At 47.5% G+C, this 18,973-nt stretch carries 15 protein-coding genes; 5 read left to right on the forward strand and 10 right to left on the reverse strand.

Annotated elements, in window-relative coordinates; all coding sequences use genetic code 11:
* The first annotated feature begins 137 nt into the window (after nt 1–137).
* Both DCC81_RS07830 and DCC81_RS07835 read left to right on the forward strand, forming a co-directional pair.
* Complete coding sequence (locus DCC81_RS07830) at nt 138–1,004, forward strand: helix-turn-helix domain-containing protein (protein ID WP_108685993.1); 867 nt, start codon at nt 138–140, stop codon at nt 1,002–1,004.
* A 558-nt stretch (nt 1,005–1,562) separates the two neighbouring features.
* Nucleotides 1,563–2,111 carry a carboxymuconolactone decarboxylase family protein gene (locus tag DCC81_RS07835; RefSeq protein WP_108685994.1) on the forward strand — a complete coding sequence of 183 codons (549 nt, stop codon included), beginning with the start codon at nt 1,563–1,565 and terminating at the stop codon, nt 2,109–2,111.
* Nucleotides 2,112–2,235: 124 nt separating this feature from the next.
* Here DCC81_RS07835 and DCC81_RS07840 read toward each other — a convergent pair whose 3' ends face one another.
* From DCC81_RS07840 to DCC81_RS25685, 3 genes are all read right to left on the reverse strand, one after another.
* Entirely contained in the window at nt 2,236–3,885 is a 1,650-nt protein-coding gene (locus tag DCC81_RS07840; protein WP_108686512.1) for a Na+/H+ antiporter, read from the reverse strand.
* A 96-nt stretch (nt 3,886–3,981) separates the two neighbouring features.
* A complete protein-coding gene (locus DCC81_RS25680) occupies nt 3,982–4,911 on the reverse strand; it encodes a sensor histidine kinase (RefSeq protein WP_317047837.1) in 930 nt (309 codons plus the stop codon).
* Nucleotides 4,868–6,121 carry a chemotaxis protein CheB gene (locus tag DCC81_RS25685; protein WP_108685996.1) on the reverse strand — a complete coding sequence of 418 codons (1,254 nt, stop codon included), beginning with the start codon at nt 6,119–6,121 and terminating at the stop codon, nt 4,868–4,870. The genes DCC81_RS25680 and DCC81_RS25685 overlap by 44 nt, the downstream gene beginning before the upstream one ends.
* 225 nt (nt 6,122–6,346) lie before the next feature.
* On the opposite strand from DCC81_RS25685, the gene DCC81_RS07855 reads away from it, so the two are divergent.
* A complete protein-coding gene (locus DCC81_RS07855) occupies nt 6,347–7,465 on the forward strand; it encodes a fatty acid desaturase family protein (protein ID WP_205686270.1) in 1,119 nt (372 codons plus the stop codon).
* A 62-nt stretch (nt 7,466–7,527) separates the two neighbouring features.
* Here the strand turns inward: DCC81_RS07855 and DCC81_RS07860 are convergent, their stop codons facing one another.
* The 6 genes from DCC81_RS07860 to DCC81_RS07885 form a co-directional block, all read right to left on the reverse strand.
* The gene (locus DCC81_RS07860) at nt 7,528–7,767 is read right to left on the reverse strand and encodes a hypothetical protein (protein WP_108685997.1); all 240 of its coding nucleotides are present in this window, start codon (nt 7,765–7,767) and stop codon (nt 7,528–7,530) included.
* Between the two features lie 23 nt (nt 7,768–7,790).
* Nucleotides 7,791–8,483, reverse strand: a complete 693-nt coding sequence (locus tag DCC81_RS07865; RefSeq protein ID WP_165806376.1) for a hypothetical protein — start codon at nt 8,481–8,483, stop codon at nt 7,791–7,793.
* Entirely contained in the window at nt 8,413–9,165 is a 753-nt protein-coding gene (locus tag DCC81_RS07870) for a DUF4236 domain-containing protein (RefSeq protein ID WP_108685999.1), read from the reverse strand. The genes DCC81_RS07865 and DCC81_RS07870 overlap by 71 nt, the downstream gene beginning before the upstream one ends.
* 286 nt (nt 9,166–9,451) lie before the next feature.
* On the reverse strand, nt 9,452–9,661 hold the full coding sequence (locus DCC81_RS07875) for a hypothetical protein (RefSeq protein ID WP_108686000.1): 210 nt from the start codon (nt 9,659–9,661) through the stop codon (nt 9,452–9,454).
* A 72-nt stretch (nt 9,662–9,733) separates the two neighbouring features.
* Nucleotides 9,734–10,387 (reverse strand): DNA-binding transcriptional response regulator, encoded by a 654-nt coding sequence (locus tag DCC81_RS07880; protein ID WP_108686001.1) that lies wholly within the window; start codon nt 10,385–10,387, stop codon nt 9,734–9,736.
* A gap of 4 nt (nt 10,388–10,391) precedes the next feature.
* Complete coding sequence (locus DCC81_RS07885) at nt 10,392–11,984, reverse strand: tetratricopeptide repeat-containing sensor histidine kinase (RefSeq protein WP_108686002.1); 1,593 nt, start codon at nt 11,982–11,984, stop codon at nt 10,392–10,394.
* Nucleotides 11,985–13,026: 1,042 nt separating this feature from the next.
* Here DCC81_RS07885 and DCC81_RS07890 point away from each other — a divergent pair.
* The gene (locus tag DCC81_RS07890; protein WP_133177601.1) at nt 13,027–13,923 is read left to right on the forward strand and encodes a hypothetical protein; all 897 of its coding nucleotides are present in this window, start codon (nt 13,027–13,029) and stop codon (nt 13,921–13,923) included.
* 37 nt (nt 13,924–13,960) lie between these two features.
* Here DCC81_RS07890 and DCC81_RS07895 read toward each other — a convergent pair whose 3' ends face one another.
* Nucleotides 13,961–14,764, reverse strand: a complete 804-nt coding sequence (locus tag DCC81_RS07895; RefSeq protein ID WP_108686004.1) for a hypothetical protein — start codon at nt 14,762–14,764, stop codon at nt 13,961–13,963.
* Between the two features lie 290 nt (nt 14,765–15,054).
* On the opposite strand from DCC81_RS07895, the gene DCC81_RS07900 reads away from it, so the two are divergent.
* Nucleotides 15,055–18,909: a TIM-barrel domain-containing protein gene (locus tag DCC81_RS07900; protein ID WP_108686005.1), complete on the forward strand. Its 3,855-nt coding sequence runs from the start codon at nt 15,055–15,057 to the stop codon at nt 18,907–18,909.
* Nucleotides 18,910–18,973 lie beyond the last annotated feature (64 nt).

Below are 18,973 nucleotides of genomic sequence, written 5' to 3' on the forward strand. Positions count from 1 at the left end.
ATTAATTATTTACTATATGGCTCATTGCCCCCATTTACGCGATTCGGGATAAGCACTGCTGCTATTTTGCCCCATGGATTAGATGCAGGTGTATTACGCAATAACTATATTTGCATTTACTTTCACAATAAAATCACATGGAGCTCCACTATATCGATCCCATTTCTGCAGGTGAGTTACATCTTACCTTACATGAAGTAAACTTTGACAGGTTATTTTTCCAGCGGGATCGTAAAGACAAGTTTTTAACCATTGCCTGGAATGACGGACCTGCCCAGGCGGTTACTATAGATGGCATCAAATATCAATTTCCCGCTCAAACGATCCTGCCGCTGATGGTGAATCAGACATTTACGTTTGAAAATCCCGGGCAAATTATTGCCTGGCAATACAACCGCAATTTTTATTGCATTGTGGACCACGATAAGGAAGTCAGCTGTGTGGGTTTTTTATTTTATGGCTCATCTGAAACCATGTTCATAGTTTTGGATGAACAGCAACAAAAAAAGTTGCACCTGCTTCTCCAGGTTTTCATGGATGAGTTTGAAGACAAGGATGCCATACAGCGGGATATGCTGCAAGTGATGCTCAAGCGGTTGATCATCATTATCACCCGTTTAGCTAAGCAGCAGTATTTAAAGGAACAGGCCTTAACCGAAGACAAACTGGACGTTTTGCGTAAATTTAACCTGATGGTTGAAAATAATTACCGCAAGCAGCACACTGTACAGTTTTATGCCGATCAGCTTAATAAATCCCCCAAAACACTGGCTAACTACTTCGCTTTATACAATCACAAATCTCCGCTTACCGTGATACAAGACAGGATTATAATGGAAGCTAAGCGGCTGCTGATGTACACTGATAAATCGGCCAAGGAAATCGCTTATGACCTGGGGTATGACGATGCCGCTTATTTCAGCAACTTTTTCAAAAAGCAAACGGGTTTTGCACCGTCCGATTTCCGGAACGCTAAAGGCTCTTTGCATTCTACTGAGCAATAATTCCATGCCGGCAGGAAGTGTATTTTAGCGTATGCACCTTTGTATTGCTTAAACAGCATAGAACAAAAAAGTTGCCAGCCACTGCAGCGTACGCCGTTGCCAAAGCAGCCGTCCGCTCAACGGCACAAAGTTTCTGTTATGGCGCAGGCTACCCCTATTAACGAATGGGCACTACAGAAAGGATGGCTGAAGGCTTTCTTTACCGCGCCTCTGATGATCGAAAGTTGCTCGCTTCTGGTGTTTCAAAGTTTATGGCCAGCGATGAACTATTGCCTGACGGTGGTTTGAGAACATTATGATCTACAAAAAAATGAGTATAAGAAGGTCTCCTTAATCCAGGGAGGCCTTTTTTAATGGGCTTGATATTTTTCTGCCTGTGCCTTAAATCGCTCCGCCAGTGGCAGGTAAGCGGGTATTTAAAGGGCCACCTATTTGGCGAAAATATTTTTTGAGCAAATCTTACATGCCATCGGGAAGTCTCTCTATTCATTAGCCTGGCACTTAGCTGCACCTTTGTAATGTCAAAAGACAAAATGAAAATCTTAATAACTGAACATCATGAAAAGTTTCACCATTCCAACCAAAGAACAAGTATCTCCAGCTAACCAAGCTATTTTTGACAACCTGAAGGGTATGGTAGGCTTCGTGCCGAACCTGTATGCCATCTTTGGTCACTCAGATACCGCGTTGAGCGATTACCTGGTCCTTCAAAACAGAAAATCTTCTATTCGTGCTAAAGAGCGTGAAGTAATTAACCTGGTGGTTAGCCAAGTAAACAATTGTTCTTATTGCCTGAGCGCACATACGCAACTTGCCAAAATGAACGGCTTTACAGACGGGCAGATTTTGGATATCCGCAGAGCCAGTATAAATTTTGATGCTAAACTGGATGCGCTGGCCAAATTGGTAAAAAGCACTACCGAGCATCGCGGCCATGCAAGTGCAGAAGCTTTGGAAAATTTCTACGCTGCCGGTTATACAGAAGCAAACCTGATAGACGTAGTTATCATCATCGGTGATAAAATCATCACCAATTATTTGCACGCCTTAACCAACATTCCTGTCGACTGGCCTTTAGCTCCGGAATTAGAAACTGCTACTGCTTAACAGGAAACCATGAGCAATCTTACAGATACATTAGCACTTGCCAATGAACTGGCAGGCTTCCAGCAATCATGGAATGCCAAGGCTGGAATAGTGAACTTTGACGAATACCATTATTTCCTGCCGGCTATTCATCGTCTCTCTTCAAATCATCGTTAAGGTTGAGATCGTCGCGGTCCAATTGTTGCTCCAGTTTTCTGATGGATTGGTAATTGTAACTGCTGTCTTTATGAAGCTTGAGCAATAGTTTCCGCCGGAATTTACTAATCTCCAATTGAGCCAATAATACGGGAGCTACGGGAACCGTTAACCAGGGCTCTTCATCCAGGTTTGTGGACTGTGTGATTTTGCCTTCTCTTGTTTTTCGCTGCAGCTGACTGAGGGTTTCTTCATACGCAGCTTTGATCTGGCGCTTTATACTTTCTTCCAAGGGTATAGGAAATTCATGCTCGATAAAATACAGCATGCTTTGCAGAACGAATTTTTGTAATTCCTTTTCCTCATTATCGGACTGCAAATTGGGCTTTATACCTAAAATCCTTATCATGAGGGGAAGAGACATTCCCTGAATCACGAGCGTTACAAAAATAACGACGGATGTCAGGAACAAAATCAAAGAACGGTGCGGCAAATGGGCACCTCCCATCAATGTTATCGGCAATGCCAGTGCGGTAGCCATGGAAACGATACCCCTGGTTCCGGTCCAGGCCACTATTAGTACATTCTTCCAGGTAGTCGCTGATTCATCCTGCGTCTCCATTGAAGCGCCAGTTTTGACATCTTCCCAAATTAATTTGTACGAAAATGCCGTGGCAAAAACCCACATAATACGAACAACGATCACCATTACGCTGATCAAGAGGCCATAAGCCAGCAACACCAGCAACGAATATGCTTCCAGTTCTTTTAGCGTATCGGGTAACTGTTGGCCGATCAGTAAGAAGATGAATCCGTTCAGGATATATATCAATGTGTCCCAAACGGACTTCGACCGTATCCTGGTCTGGTACGAAAATATCTTTGGCGAGCGCCAGGCGATAAACAGACCCGTGCACACTACAGCTAATACGCCTGAAACATGCAACCGTTCCGCCAGGATGTAAGAAACGAAAGGCGTTAGTAAAGTAAGGCTGGTACTGGTAATGGAGTTGTGAGTGATCTTCTTATGCATCCACACTAAAATATACCCTGTCGCGATCCCGCACAAAATTCCCCCTGCAACAAGCAGGATGAATTGCAGGCCGGCCTGCCAGAGCACAAATGAACCGGTGTTCACGGCTATCAAGGCGAACCGGTAGCCGATGAGGGCACTGGCATCATTGACGAGACTCTCTCCCTCAATGATGGTCACGACCCTTTTATTAAGCCCCAATCCTTTGGTTATCCCCGTTGCAGCTACAGCATCAGGAGGTGATACGATCGCGCCCAGTAAAAAGGCCAAAGGCCAGGTGAACTCCGGTATGAAATAATGGGCCGTCAATGCTAAGATAACCGTTGTGAAAAATACCAGTGCAATGGCCAAAGTAGAGATGGGCAGGATGTCCTTCCTGAAGTCGTGCCAGGAGGTCCGTGACGCCGCGTCGAATAGCAATGGGGGAAGGAAAATCAGGAAAACCACGTCCGGGTCCAGCATGAGGATGGGGAATTGGGGGATAAAGCCCAGGAATACTCCAGTAATCACCAATAAGATAGGGAATGGGAATTTTACCTTCCCCTCCAAAGTCGACAAAGCAACCAGCACAACGAGTGAAAGAATAACCGCATCAAATTGTTGCATCTCTAGATAAGGTAGTCTATTCATGCGACATGCAACGAATGTAATAATTCCTCACATGAGCCGGCATATACCGCTCGTTAATATACATGACAATTTTTAATTGATTTTAAAGTAGAAGCTGAATTTGCTGCCCTTCCCAGGCGTACTTTCTACTTTAAGATCTCCTCCCGCTGCGTGTATGATTTTATTGGCGAGGTATAACCCGACACCATGCCCTTCAACATTCATATCCAGCCGTCCATAAATGGTGAATAATTTCTTCATTCCATCCTGTGGAATGCCGATCCCGTTATCTTCAACACTCAGGATGACATACTTTCCTTCCTGACGGGTATGAATATGTACTTTCGGCGGTTCCCGGCCGGAGAATTTCAACGCATTAGAAACCAGGTTATACAATATGCTCCGGAGGTTTTTAGGGGAGAAGAAGATATCTTTCACTTCCAGTTGGGTAGTAATCACGGCATTCGAAGCTTTTATTCTTTTCTCCAGGCTCCATTCAACGTTGCTGATAGTTTCCTCAAAGTCCACGGCTCCCATCTCCGCCATATTGTTTTCCAGCTTAGCGATGGTGGCGAGGTTATTGATCAGCATCCGGAATTTTCTGACGGAAGAATTGATGATATTTAAGAATTGCGACAATTCTGCATTGCTGTGCTCCACCAGGTTCATCAATGTTATACTTGACTCTATACTGCACAGCGGGTCGATCAAATCATGGGATGCCATATGGATAAAATGCTCCAGGTCCGCATTGATCCGGAGCAGGCTCTCATTCTTTTCATCCAGTTCAATCTTTGCTTTCTTGAGTTCTGTAATATCATTGAAAGAAATGACTACACCTTTTTGCCTGTTTTCTACCTGTTGTAAATAGGGCATGACCACCATTTGGTACCAACGGCCTTCAAGAGTCTCAATTTCACGGGTAACTTCCGAACCGTTGTTCTGTACGGTTTTCAGGTCATTTAAAAGCCCATCCGTTTTAATATTGGTGGAAATATGGCTGATTCCGGCAACTGATGAAATGCATGTTGCAGTAAGGAGGGTTCCTTGCCAGGTCGTGCAGGGCGAATATCACCATTTGCCGTATGACAGGGGCTATCCTGTAGCTGTCATTTTCCTTTATGAAATACTGTTGCCGCCTTTCTGCCGGGATATCCTTTACACTGCTCCAGTGATACAGCCCTTTGCCGGCAATTAATAAGGCCGCACTGTCCAGATCTGTAGCGAAGATTTTTACGGGCACATTTTTGTATGGCCCGGTCAATTGTTCTTTGATCAGGATGGCGATGGAATACACTTCTTCACCTGTAGCGCAGCCTGCAATCCACAGTTTAAGTTCTTCACCGGGCTCCAGTTGTGAAAGCAGGTCTGGCAGGATGTCCTTTCCTATTATCTCGAAGGCTTCCCTGTCTCTGAAAAAGCCGGTTACGCTGATCAGGAAATCTTTGGCCAGCGCTGCCACCTCTGCAGGGTTGGTGCGGAGGAAATTGTAATAATCTCCAAGCGTATCGAAATTGGCGGATGCCGCCCTGCGTTTGGTGCGCCGGAGCAGTGTCGTAAGTTTATAATCGGAAAAATCAAGGGGCAACTGTTCCTTTATGTAATCGACGATAGAAATGATCATATTTTCATTGTCCTGGATGCCCGCTTCCTCCTCCCGTTGGCGCAGTACGTAATTCTCGATCGCTTTAGGCATGGCGGATGGTTCGAGAATGTAATCCACCGTTCCCGTCGCAATGGTATTTGAAGGCATGCCGGGAAATTTTGTCGTGACCGGGTCCCGGGCAATCACCAGGCCCCCCGCTTTCTTAACGGCCATCACCCCTTCCGCGCCATCGGCGCCCAGGCCTGATAATATGACGGCTATGGCTTTCTTGCCGTGGCTGGCGGCCAATGAGTTGAAAAATGTATTGATCGTCAGGTGGGGCGCTTTTTCTTGACCTTTGGCCGTCAAGAACAGCCGGCTATTCCGAATGGTCATGAACTTGTCATTCGGTATCAGGTAAATATGGTTGGGTTGGATCTCGGCCCCGTTTTCTGCCTCCTGCACCAACAGCCTGCTATGCCTGGCCAGTAGTTCCACCATCCTGCTTTTAAAATTCGGCGACAGGTGCTGCACGATTACATATGCCACGCCATCCAAAGGTGTATTGTCAAAGAATGTATTGATCTCATCCATGCCTCCTGCAGAAGCGCCGATGGCGATGATGTGATGGGGTCCGGAGTTAATCATTGGGAAAGGCATTTTACTTGTAACCGGAAGAAATTTCAGATAGCGGAAAACCCAAGATAGATCAATAATTCAAAAGTAGTTCCATAATGCAGGTTGGGAGAAACTAGGGTTGTTCTCGTTAAATAAATTAACGCCAATGCCGCTGAAATAGCCGATCTTTATAGGGTTAGCCCCGGATTCAAATTTGCGGCGCGAAGCCTGTTCAAACTTAATTATTATTTTCTCATGAAGGTCACAAAATTAGATATAGTCCGGTTCGCCTCAAAAGGAAACGAAAGCTTCATCGATACGGTCACGGCGCGGGTAAAGGACTATTTTCGAATTACGGGCACCTCCCCGTTTGCCAACCGCGGAATGTGGATGAAAACAATCTTGATGGTGATCGTCTATTTTCTTCCATGGGCTATGATAGTGAGTAATATTGGGGCGGGTCACCTGCCATTGTTTTGGCTGTGCTGGGTTGTGATGGGATGTGGTATTGTCGGAATCGGGACCTGCATCATGCACGATGCCAATCACGGGGCCTATTCGGCTAACAGGAAGGTTAATGTATTTCTGGGATATATTCTGGAGTTAATTGGCGGCTATAGCGTTAATTGGAAAATCCAGCACAACTTGCTTCATCATACCTATACCAATATAGACGGCCTAGATGAAGACATCGACAGCATCGTGCTTTTAAGGCTTTCCCCAAGGCAACAGTGGTATTGGTTTCATCGCTACCAGCATCTTTATGCCTGGTTTTTCTACATGTGCATGACTTTGTTCTGGATGACGGCAAAAGACTATTTGCAGGTGATCCGCTTCGGGCGGCGCAACCTGCTGGTGAAGCAGAAAGTGTCTTTAAGTAAGGCCATTTTACGTATCACCTGGTATAAAATGTTCTATTACGGCTATGTGCTGGTATTGCCATTGCTGTTTTCGGGCCAGCCATGGTATTTCGTGTTGGCCGGTTTTGTGATCATGCATTTTACCGCCGGCCTAACGTTGGCCTGTATTTTCCAACCCTCCCATATCATGCCGCATGCTTCATTCCCCGAGCCGGCACAGGAAGGAGGTAAACGACACATCAAAGAAAGCTGGGCGATTCATGAGCTGGCCACTTCAACGAATTTTGCACCCCGCAGCCGGTGGTTGACCTGGTGCATCGGGGGCCTGAATTTCCAGATCGAGCACCACTTGTTCACCAACATATGTCATATCCACTATCGGAAATTATCGCCCATTGTTAAGAAAACCGCAGCGGACTTCGGACTACCGTATCACGAAAAGCGTACTTTTTGGGGAGCCTTGGTGGACCATGCAAGGATGCTGAAATTATTGGGGAAGAATCAGCTGGCCTGAAAGCCCAGGCGGAACCGGCAAGTTGTGGCATGAACATGGAATCTGGTAGCCCCGTTTCTTTACTATTTTAAGATCTTCTTCTTCTCCCTGGACAGATAATGATAAAGAATATTCGGAATAAGCAACAACCACCAGCCAAAGAACAGGAAAATTAGGAAATGACCCATCCTGCTGGCTTTATTACGTTGCAACAAGAAGCACTGTGGTGTCTCTTCTTTAACATCCCAGCCGGCAGCCATATATAATTTAACATCCTGCAGGGCTTTCTCCCTTGCCTGTTCTTCTGTAAGCGTTTGTATCATAATTAATTAGTTTGTAAAATAAGTTAAGCAATAAGCCCTCCCTCCATCCTGGCCTGTAAACCACCGATTGCAGCAAGGAAATTTGCAAAAGGGTCCATGACAGCCACTTTTGAAGTAGTGATGATCTCAAAAATTCCAGTACCCGATGTAAACTTGTACTCCGAGTAGTTGCATACCGGGAGCTTCCGGTTGTTGTTAAAACGCCTGTCCGGCCCACCATTCTTATTTACATATTGCCACGTGTAATCAACCACCACCGCGTCACTGGGAAGCGGATCTGATTCGATGAATCGTATCGTGCTACCGGAGATCTGTAGATTTTTATAAAATACCGCGGCAAAAGTGTTGCCGCGCCTGATGAGTAGGCGCTCGGGCAGGAAATACATTTCTAGGTTACTTAATAAGATACACGGTATGGCAACATTGGTAACAAAGTAGGGTGCCGGGATGCTGTTGTCGAAAACGCCGCGCACCCGCACCCTGTCTATTAATTTCCCGGCTCCTGCATTGCGCTTTTGGTCATAGGTGGACTGGGCGTTCAGGTACTGCCATATACCCGATGAACGGGAGAAAACGGAAAAGTGAGCGCGGAATTGCTCGTATACCTTCTGGTACCGGTCGTCCATATCATAATGAAGCACTATTTCAAGACGTTGTTTGTCGATTTTTTTCAACCAGCGGATGAGGGGGATAAATAGCCCGATAATGACAAGCACTTCGTAGGGTAAATACCTGTTTCGTGCGTTGCCATGCATCTTCGGTGATTGCATCGTGGTGTACATGGTCGATCATCGCCAGCCCCTGGTTAATATACCCGGTAGCGTCGTTGATGGATACCAGGAACCACTGGTGGTCAATAGTATCAAGAAGCAGGAGTGATTGGTCATAGGGTACTGTTTGCAGGATAGGTGCTTTTTTATGGGGCTCCTTTCGGATGTTCGCCCCGCTTTGCGCAGTTACCCTTACAATAGGCGTATCACTGGGCGGTTGGAGGATCACCGTTTTTTGGGCAAAAGAGGTTAGCATTAATATTGCCAGGCCTGCGAATAAGAGGACCCAGCCCCAGGGAGCAAGCGGCGATAGCCTGGATTTTTGATTTAGCTCCGTAATAAACGCCGTTGAATCTGTATCGGTAAGTTGCTCAACACTGGCAGACCCGATATTATGTACCGGTTGAGGATGATCCAATGGGCGAGGCGGGAGAGATGGAGGTGGAGCCGGCGGTCCGGTGATTTTTTGACGATAGCTGATGCCGTTGGCGCTCAGGTTCACGTAAGTTCCCCTGGAACTTATATTAATGTGGGCTCCCTTTATACCAACCGAATAACTGACGCCCCTCTTGGAGAGGTTAATTTTCACAGGAAACGATCCAAATGATTTTCGATAAGACCAACTCATACAGGATGATTTTAGAATTCAGCTGTCATCGCTCTAACTTACAAAGCGTTCTGTCCCTGCTGATCGCCTCCGCCAGCGTTACTTCGATCACGTTGTGCTGACAACTGCTCAACCCCCTGCAATCTGCCCGTAGATGATACCGGCTGGCGCTTTTACTATCGCAGATATAAACAGTCCTGGCGCTTGAACACCGTACCGCGTTGAAAATGCAGCATACAAAAAGCAGTGCTCTCATGGATGGGGTGATCATGATCGGTACAGTGTATAACCGCGCCCAATGAACGGTCTAGCGGGTATGGCAGGCGGGCAGGCAACTCTTGCAACCATCGGCACGGGGATAAATGGACCTGGCAGCTTTCACGGCTTCGTGGCAGGTATTAAATGCTCCGATATACGTGCGGTGTGCTGGTTTGGGGAAGAAGGGGCAGGAGGAAATGTGTACCTCATGGTCACCATTGCCCTGGGGAATGGTGGAAACGTAATACATTGATTGCATAACTGAATAATTATTTAAATCAAATGTAGTACTGGGGCAACTTTGTTTTTTACGGGAACCCGTACGGGAACCTTATATAATGCCCATGTCTTTGCAAAAGGCCACAAGCTGTTCATTTTTGGAAAAATCGAACAAGTCTTTGATATGGTTCAGCCGTTTTTCCAGGCTGCTGAGGCTAAAGGGCGGGATGTCGTTTTCCCGGAGATAAGTGGGAATGTCTTTTTGGTGTATGCCTTTGGCAAGCAGGGTAATAACTGTGATATCGTATTCCGTGAAATCATGGGTTTTCCTTTGGTGCGCCTGTTTTGGGAAATGCCGCTGGTTTTTGGAAACAGATTCAATTGCCAGGATAAGCTCCTTCGCATCATTCCGGGCTTTACGGACATAGCCATCTACCTCCAGCTTATTATGGAGTGTTTCGATTGTTGCAGCAAGGTTGTCAGCAGAGAAAACAATGATTTTTAAGGCTGGCTGGATCTCCCTTGCGGCGGCTATCAGTTGCATGCCGTCCGCAATTTTCTGGATCTTCTCATCTTTTTCAAACCACAGGTCTGTGATCAACAGGTCGTAGGGATCATTCTTTTGCAGGGCCAGTTTTATTTTCGCCAATGCGTCGTCACAATAGAAAGCATGATCTGCCTGGGAGATCTGCAGTGCTTCTACGGTTTTCTGCACGGAGACATTGGCACTTTCATGGTCTTCTGCTATCAGTATGCGTTTAATCATGGTGTTATGCTATTGGGAAAGAGATCAGGATTTTAAGCCCCGTTTTGGTGTTGGTGTCAAAAGTAATTTCGCCCCGCATACCAGCGATACGGTTTCCCGTACTTATGAGCCCATTTCCCTGTTTATCTTGTGGCTTTAGCCCGATGCCGTCATCTGTGTACTGGATGGTGATCTGGTTGTTGCTACGCCGGAATGCGATAAATACATTCCTGGCCTGGCTGTGTTTTTTCATATTCACCATCAGTTCCTGCAGGATGTAGGCAACTTCTTGTTGTGTGCTGGTATTTATGCCCGCCCATAGTTCACCTTTATTGCCACTGGTGGCTACTTTGGTGGTGTCTGAGGCAAAGGAGCCTAAAAGGGAAGCCAGCTGGTCCTCGAAATTTAAAATGGTCGGGGGTAACGGTTCATAGGAGATGTTGCGCGACCGCTCATAAAGGACCTCGATCTTGTCCAGCAGGTCTTCTTTTTCAATGACGGGGTTATGCTCCACTTCAGTCATGATCCGGTATAAACCATTTGCAACCACGTCGTGGACCTTCTGGGAAGTTTTTAAATGGCCTTCCCGGATGAGGTTTTGCGTTTCCAAGGCTATTTTTTCGCGCCGCTTCCGGTACCAGAATACCGTGCATGCGATCGCGATAAGGGTGGCAGTGATGGTCCCATAGATAAACAGGCGCTGCCTCAGGATCTGGAGTTTTTTGTCTGCGTTTTCCTTTTGCAGCTTCAGGTTTTCTGCTTTGTTCTTTTCTGCATTGTAACGGATGAGGGCAAATTGGTTCTTGGCGTTGCTCCGCGCGGTTTGTAGGCTGTCGTTCAGAAATTGGTAGCGGGCAAAGTATGGCTTTACGTTCCGGGGATCATCCAGCATGATCAGTTTTTGCAACGCTTCCATTTCATCATCAGGGCTCTGAAGTGTGCTGGCGGTTGCATACATTTTATGAGCATAGCGCAATGCGGAATCCTGCCGTGTAGGTGCATAGTAATCGGATAAGTGGGCATAGCTGGCGTTTTGGCCCCATAGATCTTGCTCCGCCGTCCTGATCTGCAAGGCGGTCAATAGTTCCGGTGCCGCATTGTAGCTGGAATCCTGGAGCCACTTTGTCCTGGCCCTGTTAGACAGGATCCTGGCATATTCCTTTTTATATTTCTTGCTTTTGTTCAGGATGGAGTCATAGATACCAATGGCGTGGGCGTAGTCCTTTTCCTTTTGATAGGCAACTGCCTTGTTATTTGCAGCGATCAGCTTAAATACGTCATCCTGGATGAGCCGCAATGCCTGGTCGTAATAGTCAATGGATTCAGCATAGCGCTTCAGGTTCAGGTTCGTATTACCCAGTTCATTGTAGGCAGCTGTGAGGCAATACCGGTCTTTTTCCCGGCCCTCATGGAGGTAGTGCAGCGCAGTCAACAGGTTTTCCTGGCTGCCAAAGTAATCGCCGGCATCGGATTGCATGGCCGCCATATCGCTGTAGGCCATGGCGATCAGTAAACTGTCCTTTGCACCGGAGACAACCTTGTTATAATAATAAAAGGCTGAATCATTCCGCTTATACAACAGCGATTCTGCTTTCCGGTAATCGGCGTCCGTTGTCATGGTGGTACTTGTATGTGTCTTTGCGCAGCTAGATAGGACGATGGCCAGTACCAATAGGGAAAGGGGCGTTTTCAAGGTGAATGTTTAGTTTAACAATTGGGGTGCCTGCCAATGGAGTTGCACGCTGCCAGGCACAATTTTAAATAGTTGCAATGAAATTTAGCGTAAATTTTTCATGTTAAACAATCCGCCTGCCCGGGGATATAAAAAATAAGGCAAGAACAAGCTTGCCTTATTTTTTGGTGATCAATTGCCGCCAGTAGGAGAAGTGGGCGGATGAGGGGGGATGTGTCCCGTTTCGCCCCCGGTGTCGTCCATTGTAGATACCTGCGATGTGGGATGACTACACTTAGTCTGCGTATGGTGGGGAGATACAAGGCCCCAGAAAAAAGCTATAAAAATTGAAAACATTTCGCAATTTTTTAATGTGTAATAATTCACGGCTGCCAGCTCGGGCTGCCGCATGACGAGTGGGATAAGAAGCGCTTCTTACGTTTTTGGGAAGTGGGAGGAGAGCATCGATTGCGGAAGCCGGTAAACGCTTCCCGGCCGGTTAGCAGTTGCCGTGTTTCTTTGCTCAGGTGAAGCTGATGCTGTACAGAATACCGCTAGCTAGTACGGTGATTCATCAACTTCAAAGCAAAACTAAGCTGGGTTAAGCCGTTGATTAGTAAGTGATTCCGATAATTCCGGTAATTCCGGCAATTCCGTTGGGGTTCCGGAAATGCCGCACTGATTCCATAAATTCGAATAGGATTACCTTATACTTTCTAAGATGTTTGCAGATTATCGATCCCAGGTCCTTGCTTTTTATGCGAGGAAAAAGGCGGAAAATGCCCTCTCACACCGCCTGTTGCATGCCTCGCCGGCAAATCTTAAAGACGAATGTTTGGAGGTATGTTCAACACGCTACCTGCGCAAAGACGAGCGCGCGTTGAGCGGTTTTTTTGGAAAGCAGGATGGAAAGGAAGGGTATCTCCGGGCTATAAAACGGCTCGACACAGATAAATTCCGGCCGCCGGTTAATTTTTTAAAAGGTAGGGTGCCAGGAAGCGACGAGAAAAACGTGGAGCTGGTGGCCTGGCTGATCGACTTTGATCAGCGACCCTTCGAGTTTGGAAAGCAATATGGGGAACTCGACGCAGCCAATGCTGATGTGGAGGAAGGGGAGAAAGCAGCAGTGAAGGGGGAGACGGAGCAGCTGGGGAGGAATGAAGCAGTAGTGGAGAAGGCAACCGGGCAGGAAGCGGGGGAAGAAGCAGAAATGGAGGACGAGACGGAGCGGGAAGGGAAGAAGGACGCAGGACCAGGGGATGGGGCGGAGCGGGAAGGGAAGAAAGAAGCAGGACCCGAGAATAAGACGGCGCAGGCAGTTGTGGACGCGCAGGAAACAAAAAGTGGCGATGTGGGCAGGCAGGCGCCGGGTGGAACGGAAGCACAGCCGTCGGAATCAGCCGCTGCACCCCGGCTGTTCCTGCTTTCTGGAGGAAAGGCACAGCGTATGCCCTGGTTGAAAAGGAGGCAACTTATTATGTTTATATTATGCCTGGCGACAATGCTGGCAGGCGCCGGGGTTTATCTTGCATTTAAATTTAAATGGGGGATGCCGCCAGAAGGATGTATGTACTGGGCCGGGGATCACTATGAACGGATTTCCTGTAATGAAAAGAAAGCCAATACCTTGATCATAGCATATGATGCGGAACACCTGGCGCATTTCAGGAAGATCACCACACCGGATACCATTACGTATAAAGCAGTAGGGCGGGTGTGGTATATAAAGTTGAATGGTAACCTGGAGTATTTTACCGCAGACGGATATCATCCGGTGGAAATCCACCGGAAGCTCCATCCCATAACTGAATATATTATACGGACCTACTTGCATCCTGCAGCAGACAGTACCCTTATCTCCGGTGGTAACGGGGTAACGAATTAGTCTACATAAAAAGAACGCGGTTCCAGGAATTAATGCACTATCTCCTTCCTCCTTTATAACCCTTTATGACCGCCATCAACTGCGATATGCCGAGCCAATAGAAGCCGATATTGCATAACCCCAGCATGACCACTGTAACGGAAACGCCTTCTTTGGAATAGCCACGATAAACAATATAAGTAAACACAGGGCACAATATCAGTATGAATGCGGTAACAAATGCGGATCTCTTTTGAGGTGTTGCCTGCTTGCCTTTAGCAGGTGCGGCTACAACATTCCGCGCTTTCAATGCTTCCCTGTACGCAGGGGAATTACCGGCAAAGTCGTCCGATGAGCTAAAGCCAATGCCGGATGCGATCAGGTCATCATCAAACAGGTAATGGACCGCTGTTGGTGTGTCATGTGCGATGGCACCCGTTTCCGCATATAAGGTTTGCAGGAACGCTACGCTGGAAGCATGGAAACCAGCTATCTCCAGCGCACTGAGGATAACGTGATCTCCTTCCTGGAATTTGGATGCTACGTAATGCACGAAATCGTTGTACAGGGGCAGCAGGTGAGGAAAATGTTTTTCAAGAAACATGGTTGTCCGTGCGGTATTACGGTCAAAGGCAGCGCGGCAGATAGCAAAATCAAGTGGGGAAGGGATATTGCCAAGCAGTTCATCTATCGCAGTCTCATTTTCTGTTGCTTCCAGCTGATCGTATTTTTCCCACGCGGGTTTGTGGTTATCCAGGATAGACTTGTCCAAAAGGCTGATCCAGAAAAATGGTAAAGAATTATTGGCCTCGAAAAGGTTTGGCCCGCCTTTCCCGAGATATAAATAACTTCGGTTTCCCATCGGTGCTTTTTTTCTAAATTAATTAACAAATACCATATAGTATTGTTTGTGTTTGATGAGGTCATAGGCTGGCCCCGGAAAGCGGGAGGATTACTTTTTGGTCCTGACCAGTATTCACCCCAAAACCAGCACAAACGATTGATTGGTGTTACACAATCGTTTGCGTAGTTTTCAAGGCCGCCGCGCAGTGTACACCCCCATAAATATTGCTTATTTTACCAGGACCAATACTAAATCGTCTGACCGGCTTACACCACGTGCCGGAAGCCTGGAAATAAACAAAAACAATCATGAAAAATTGGACAGGGCAGCCATTGCTCCGGAAATCAGGCATCTTAACAGGTGCATTCTCTCTCCTGCTTTGCTACGCCCCCCATCTTGCGGCACAACAGAAAGTAACACCAAAACAGGAACAGCAGGCATCGCAGGTGATCAGTGCGCAGAAGATCAATGCTACCACCGTTGAACTGTTGCTATCAGATAATCAACGGATGACCATTGACTGCTATGGAGAGAATATCTTCCGTCTTTTCCAGGACAGCGCCCAGAACTTCCTGCGCAGTCCTAAAGCTGATCCCCCGGCAAAAATACTGGTGGATAATCCCAGGAAGCCTGTTGCAGCGGTGAATCTCACTACACAAAACGGGTGGGTGGCTATCACTACTGCCAGGATCTCTATATTGGTCGATAAACAAGCTTCCTTGCTGAAAGTAGTGAATCGTGCAACGAATGACACGGTACTGGAAATGCTTGCACCGGCCAGCGTTGAAAAGAACAAAGTTGTACTCACGTTGAAGGAACACCCTCAGGAATATTTCTACGGTGGCGGTGTACAGAACGGCCGTTTCTCCCATAAAGGCAAATCCATCGCAATAGAAAACCAGAACAGCTGGACGGATGGCGGCGTGGCTTCGCCCAACCCCTTCTATTGGTCTACAAATGGCTATGCCGTTATGTGGCATACTTTCGCAAAAGGCAACTATGATTTTGGCGCCAAGGAAAAAGGTATCGTAAAACTTACACACGATACGAATTATCTCGATGCTTTCTTTATGATCGATGATGGCGCAGTGGCATTGCTCAATGACTTTTACCAGCTCACCGGCAATCCTGTGCTGCTGCCCAGGTTTGGCTTTTACGAAGGCCACCTGAATGCCTACAACCGCGACTACTGGAAGCAGGATTCCGTGGGCATTTTGTTTGAAGATGGCAAACGCTATAAAGAAAGCCAGAAGGACAACGGTGGTATTAAAGAGTCGCTGAACGGGGAAAAGAATAACTATCAATTCTCTGCCCGCGCGGTGATAGACCGTTATAAAAGCCATGACATGCCCCTGGGCTGGATACTGCCCAATGATGGCTATGGTGCCGGCTATGGCCAGACCGGGACATTGGACAGCAATATCCAGAACCTGAAAAACCTGGGCGACTATGCCCGTAAAAATGGCGTGGAGATCGGATTGTGGACGCAGTCGGACTTACATCCAAAGCCGGAAGTGAGCGCCCTGTTACAAAGGGATATCATTAAAGAAACGAGGGATGCAGGCGTGCGCGTGTTGAAAACAGACGTTGCCTGGGTAGGTGCCGGTTATTCTTTTGGTTTGAATGGAGTGTCCGATGTAGCGCAGATCATGTCTTACTACGGGAATGCAAGGCCTTTCATTATTTCGCTGGACGGCTGGGCTGGTACACAACGCTATGCCGCCGTTTGGTCTGGCGATCAGACCGGGGGAGACTGGGAATATATCCGTTTTCATATTCCCACCTACCTGGGGTCGGGATTGTCTGGCCAGCCTAATATCACTTCTGATATGGATGGCATCTTTGGGGGTAAAAACCCCGTTATCAATACGCGCGATTTTCAGTGGAAAACATTTACCCCCATGCAGCTCAACATGGATGGCTGGGGCGCAAATGAAAAATACCCGCACGCATTGGGTGAACCTGCAGCCTCCATTAACCGGAACTATTTAAAACTGAAGTCCTCGCTGTTGCCGTACACTTACAGCGTTGCCCACGAGGCGGTGACCGGGTTGCCTATTATGCGTGCTATGTTCCTGGAGTATCCGAATGCCTATACTTTAGGTACTGCCACGCGCTACCAGTTCATGTATGGCCCCAGCTTTCTGGTAGCACCGGTGTACCAGGCCACCAGGCTGGATGAGAAGGGTAATGATGTCCGCAATGGCATTTACCTGCCACCGGGTGTTTGGATAGATTATTTCACCGGCCAGCAGTACAACGGCGGGGTAGTGCTCAATTCCTTTGCGGTGCCGGTCTGGAAACTGCCCGTGTTTGTTAAGGATGGCGCCATCATCCCGGTGACAGATGCGAATAATAACGTTTCAGCGATCAATAAGCATGTCCGCAAATATGAGCTGTATCCATTTGGTAAAAGCACTTTTACGGAGTATGACGATGATGGTACCACCGAGGAATATAAAGCCGGGAGAGCAGCCACTACCTGCATCGAGACGGAGTTAAAAGGAAGTGATGTGGTGGTAACGGTGCATCCCACAAAAGGGGATTTTAACGGGTTTGTGAAAAGTAAGTCCACTGCCCTTATCGTCAATGTAACCGAAAAGCCAAAGATGGTGACCGCGAAGATCGGCCAGCGCAACGTGACCCTCGCACCGGCCAGCTCTATGGCGGACTACCTGCAGAAAGACAATGCGTATTTTTACGATGCCGCACCAAACCTGAACAAATTTGCGACCAAGGGAAGTGAATTTGAACAAGTGAAGATCATCAAAAACCCGCAGCTGCTTATCAAACTGGCCGCTACGGATATTACGGCCAATACAATCACCGTCACAGTGACGGGCTTTAAATTTGCCCCGGTGGATAAGCAGCATGCAGCGCACGGGAAGCTGGCCGCACCTGCGAATGCACAGGTGACTGACAGGAACACGGAAGCCTTCACGCTGAAGCCTACGTGGCAGCAGGTGGATAACGCAGACTGCTATGAAATAGATTTCAATGGCATGCGATACACTGCTATCCGGGATACCGCTCTGTTGTTTGATGACCTGCTGGCGGAGACGCCCTATTCATTCAGGTTGCGTGCCGTCAATAAGGACGGTTATTCTGGCTGGACCACCATTAACGCTACTACAAAGGCCAACCCCCTGCAATTTGCGATCCATGGTATCACCGCGCAATGTTCTGCGGAGAGCCAGGAAGACGCGGAAACAGACAAACTGGTTGATTTTGATGAAACCGATCTGTGGCACACCAAATGGGGACAGAAAGCTGTTCCGTTTGAGATAACCCTCGACCTTAAGACCCTCAACCAGCTGGATAAATTTCACTACCTGCCGCGTTCCCGTGGCAATGGTGTTATCCTGAAAGGAAAGGTTGCGTACAGCACCGATAAAGAACAATGGACGGACGCCGGTACATTTGAATGGGCCGGGAATGGGGAGGTGAAAGTCTTCAACTTTACCAATCATCCCACGGCCCGTTATATCCGTGTAGCAGTATCTGATGCGGTGGGTAACTATGGTTCCGGCAGGGAGTTGTATGTATTTAAAGTTCCGGGCACGGAAAGTGCGCTGCCTGGTGATATTAATAATGATCACCGCATTGATAAAAATGATCTCACTTCTTACATGAACTATACCGGTTTAAGAAAAGGAGATGCAGACTTTGAAGGGTATATCAGCAACGGCGACATCAATAAGAACAACCTCATAGATGCATATGACATCTCTGTGGTGGCCACGCAGCTGGAAGATGGTGTGGATAACAGTGAGGGCGGGAAACTAGGTGGTACACTTGCAATTGAGCCTTCCGCAAAAGAGTACAATGCAGGTGATATTGTGGAGTTGAAAGTAAAAGGAACTGATCTCCAGTCTGTGAATGCCCTTAGCTTTGCATTGCCCTACAACGCGCAGGATTACGAGTTTACAGGCGTACAGGTACTGGACATGCAGCAGATGGAAAACCTTACGTATGACCGCCTGCACGCTAATGGAAGCAAATCATTGTATCCTACGTTTGTCAATATCGGCAACAAACAAGCCCTGACCGGCACCCATGACCTGTTTATCCTGAAACTGAAGGCTAAGCGTAAAGTAAAGCCAGCGTTTAAGATAACGGAAGGCCTGCTCGTGGATAAGAATTTGAATACGGTTCATTTTTAAACAACACTGCCCTGGCCTGTGTCCGTAAGCGTCAGATAAAGGCGCCTGAAAGGCACATGCCAGG

The organism is Chitinophaga parva (assembly GCF_003071345.1).
GTDB lineage: Bacteria > Bacteroidota > Bacteroidia > Chitinophagales > Chitinophagaceae > Chitinophaga > Chitinophaga parva.

What these genes read in the sequence shown, in the direction of transcription:
- DCC81_RS07830 (WP_108685993.1), top strand. Translation starts at nt 138, where the DNA reads ATGGAGCTCCACTATATCGATCCCATTTCTGCAGGTGAGTTACATCTT.
- DCC81_RS07835 (WP_108685994.1), top strand. Translation starts at nt 1,563, where the DNA reads ATGAAAAGTTTCACCATTCCAACCAAAGAACAAGTATCTCCAGCTAAC.
- DCC81_RS07840 (WP_108686512.1), bottom strand. Translation starts at nt 3,885, where the DNA reads ATGCAACAATTTGATGCGGTTATTCTTTCACTCGTTGTGCTGGTTGCT.
- DCC81_RS25685 (WP_108685996.1), bottom strand. Translation starts at nt 6,121, where the DNA reads ATGATTAACTCCGGACCCCATCACATCATCGCCATCGGCGCTTCTGCA.
- DCC81_RS07855 (WP_205686270.1), top strand. Translation starts at nt 6,347, where the DNA reads ATGAAGGTCACAAAATTAGATATAGTCCGGTTCGCCTCAAAAGGAAAC.
- DCC81_RS07860 (WP_108685997.1), bottom strand. Translation starts at nt 7,767, where the DNA reads ATGATACAAACGCTTACAGAAGAACAGGCAAGGGAGAAAGCCCTGCAG.
- DCC81_RS07870 (WP_108685999.1), bottom strand. Translation starts at nt 9,165, where the DNA reads ATGAGTTGGTCTTATCGAAAATCATTTGGATCGTTTCCTGTGAAAATT.
- DCC81_RS07875 (WP_108686000.1), bottom strand. Translation starts at nt 9,661, where the DNA reads ATGCAATCAATGTATTACGTTTCCACCATTCCCCAGGGCAATGGTGAC.
- DCC81_RS07880 (WP_108686001.1), bottom strand. Translation starts at nt 10,387, where the DNA reads ATGATTAAACGCATACTGATAGCAGAAGACCATGAAAGTGCCAATGTC.
- DCC81_RS07885 (WP_108686002.1), bottom strand. Translation starts at nt 11,984, where the DNA reads ATGACAACGGACGCCGATTACCGGAAAGCAGAATCGCTGTTGTATAAG.
- DCC81_RS07895 (WP_108686004.1), bottom strand. Translation starts at nt 14,764, where the DNA reads ATGGGAAACCGAAGTTATTTATATCTCGGGAAAGGCGGGCCAAACCTT.
- DCC81_RS07900 (WP_108686005.1), top strand. Translation starts at nt 15,055, where the DNA reads ATGAAAAATTGGACAGGGCAGCCATTGCTCCGGAAATCAGGCATCTTA.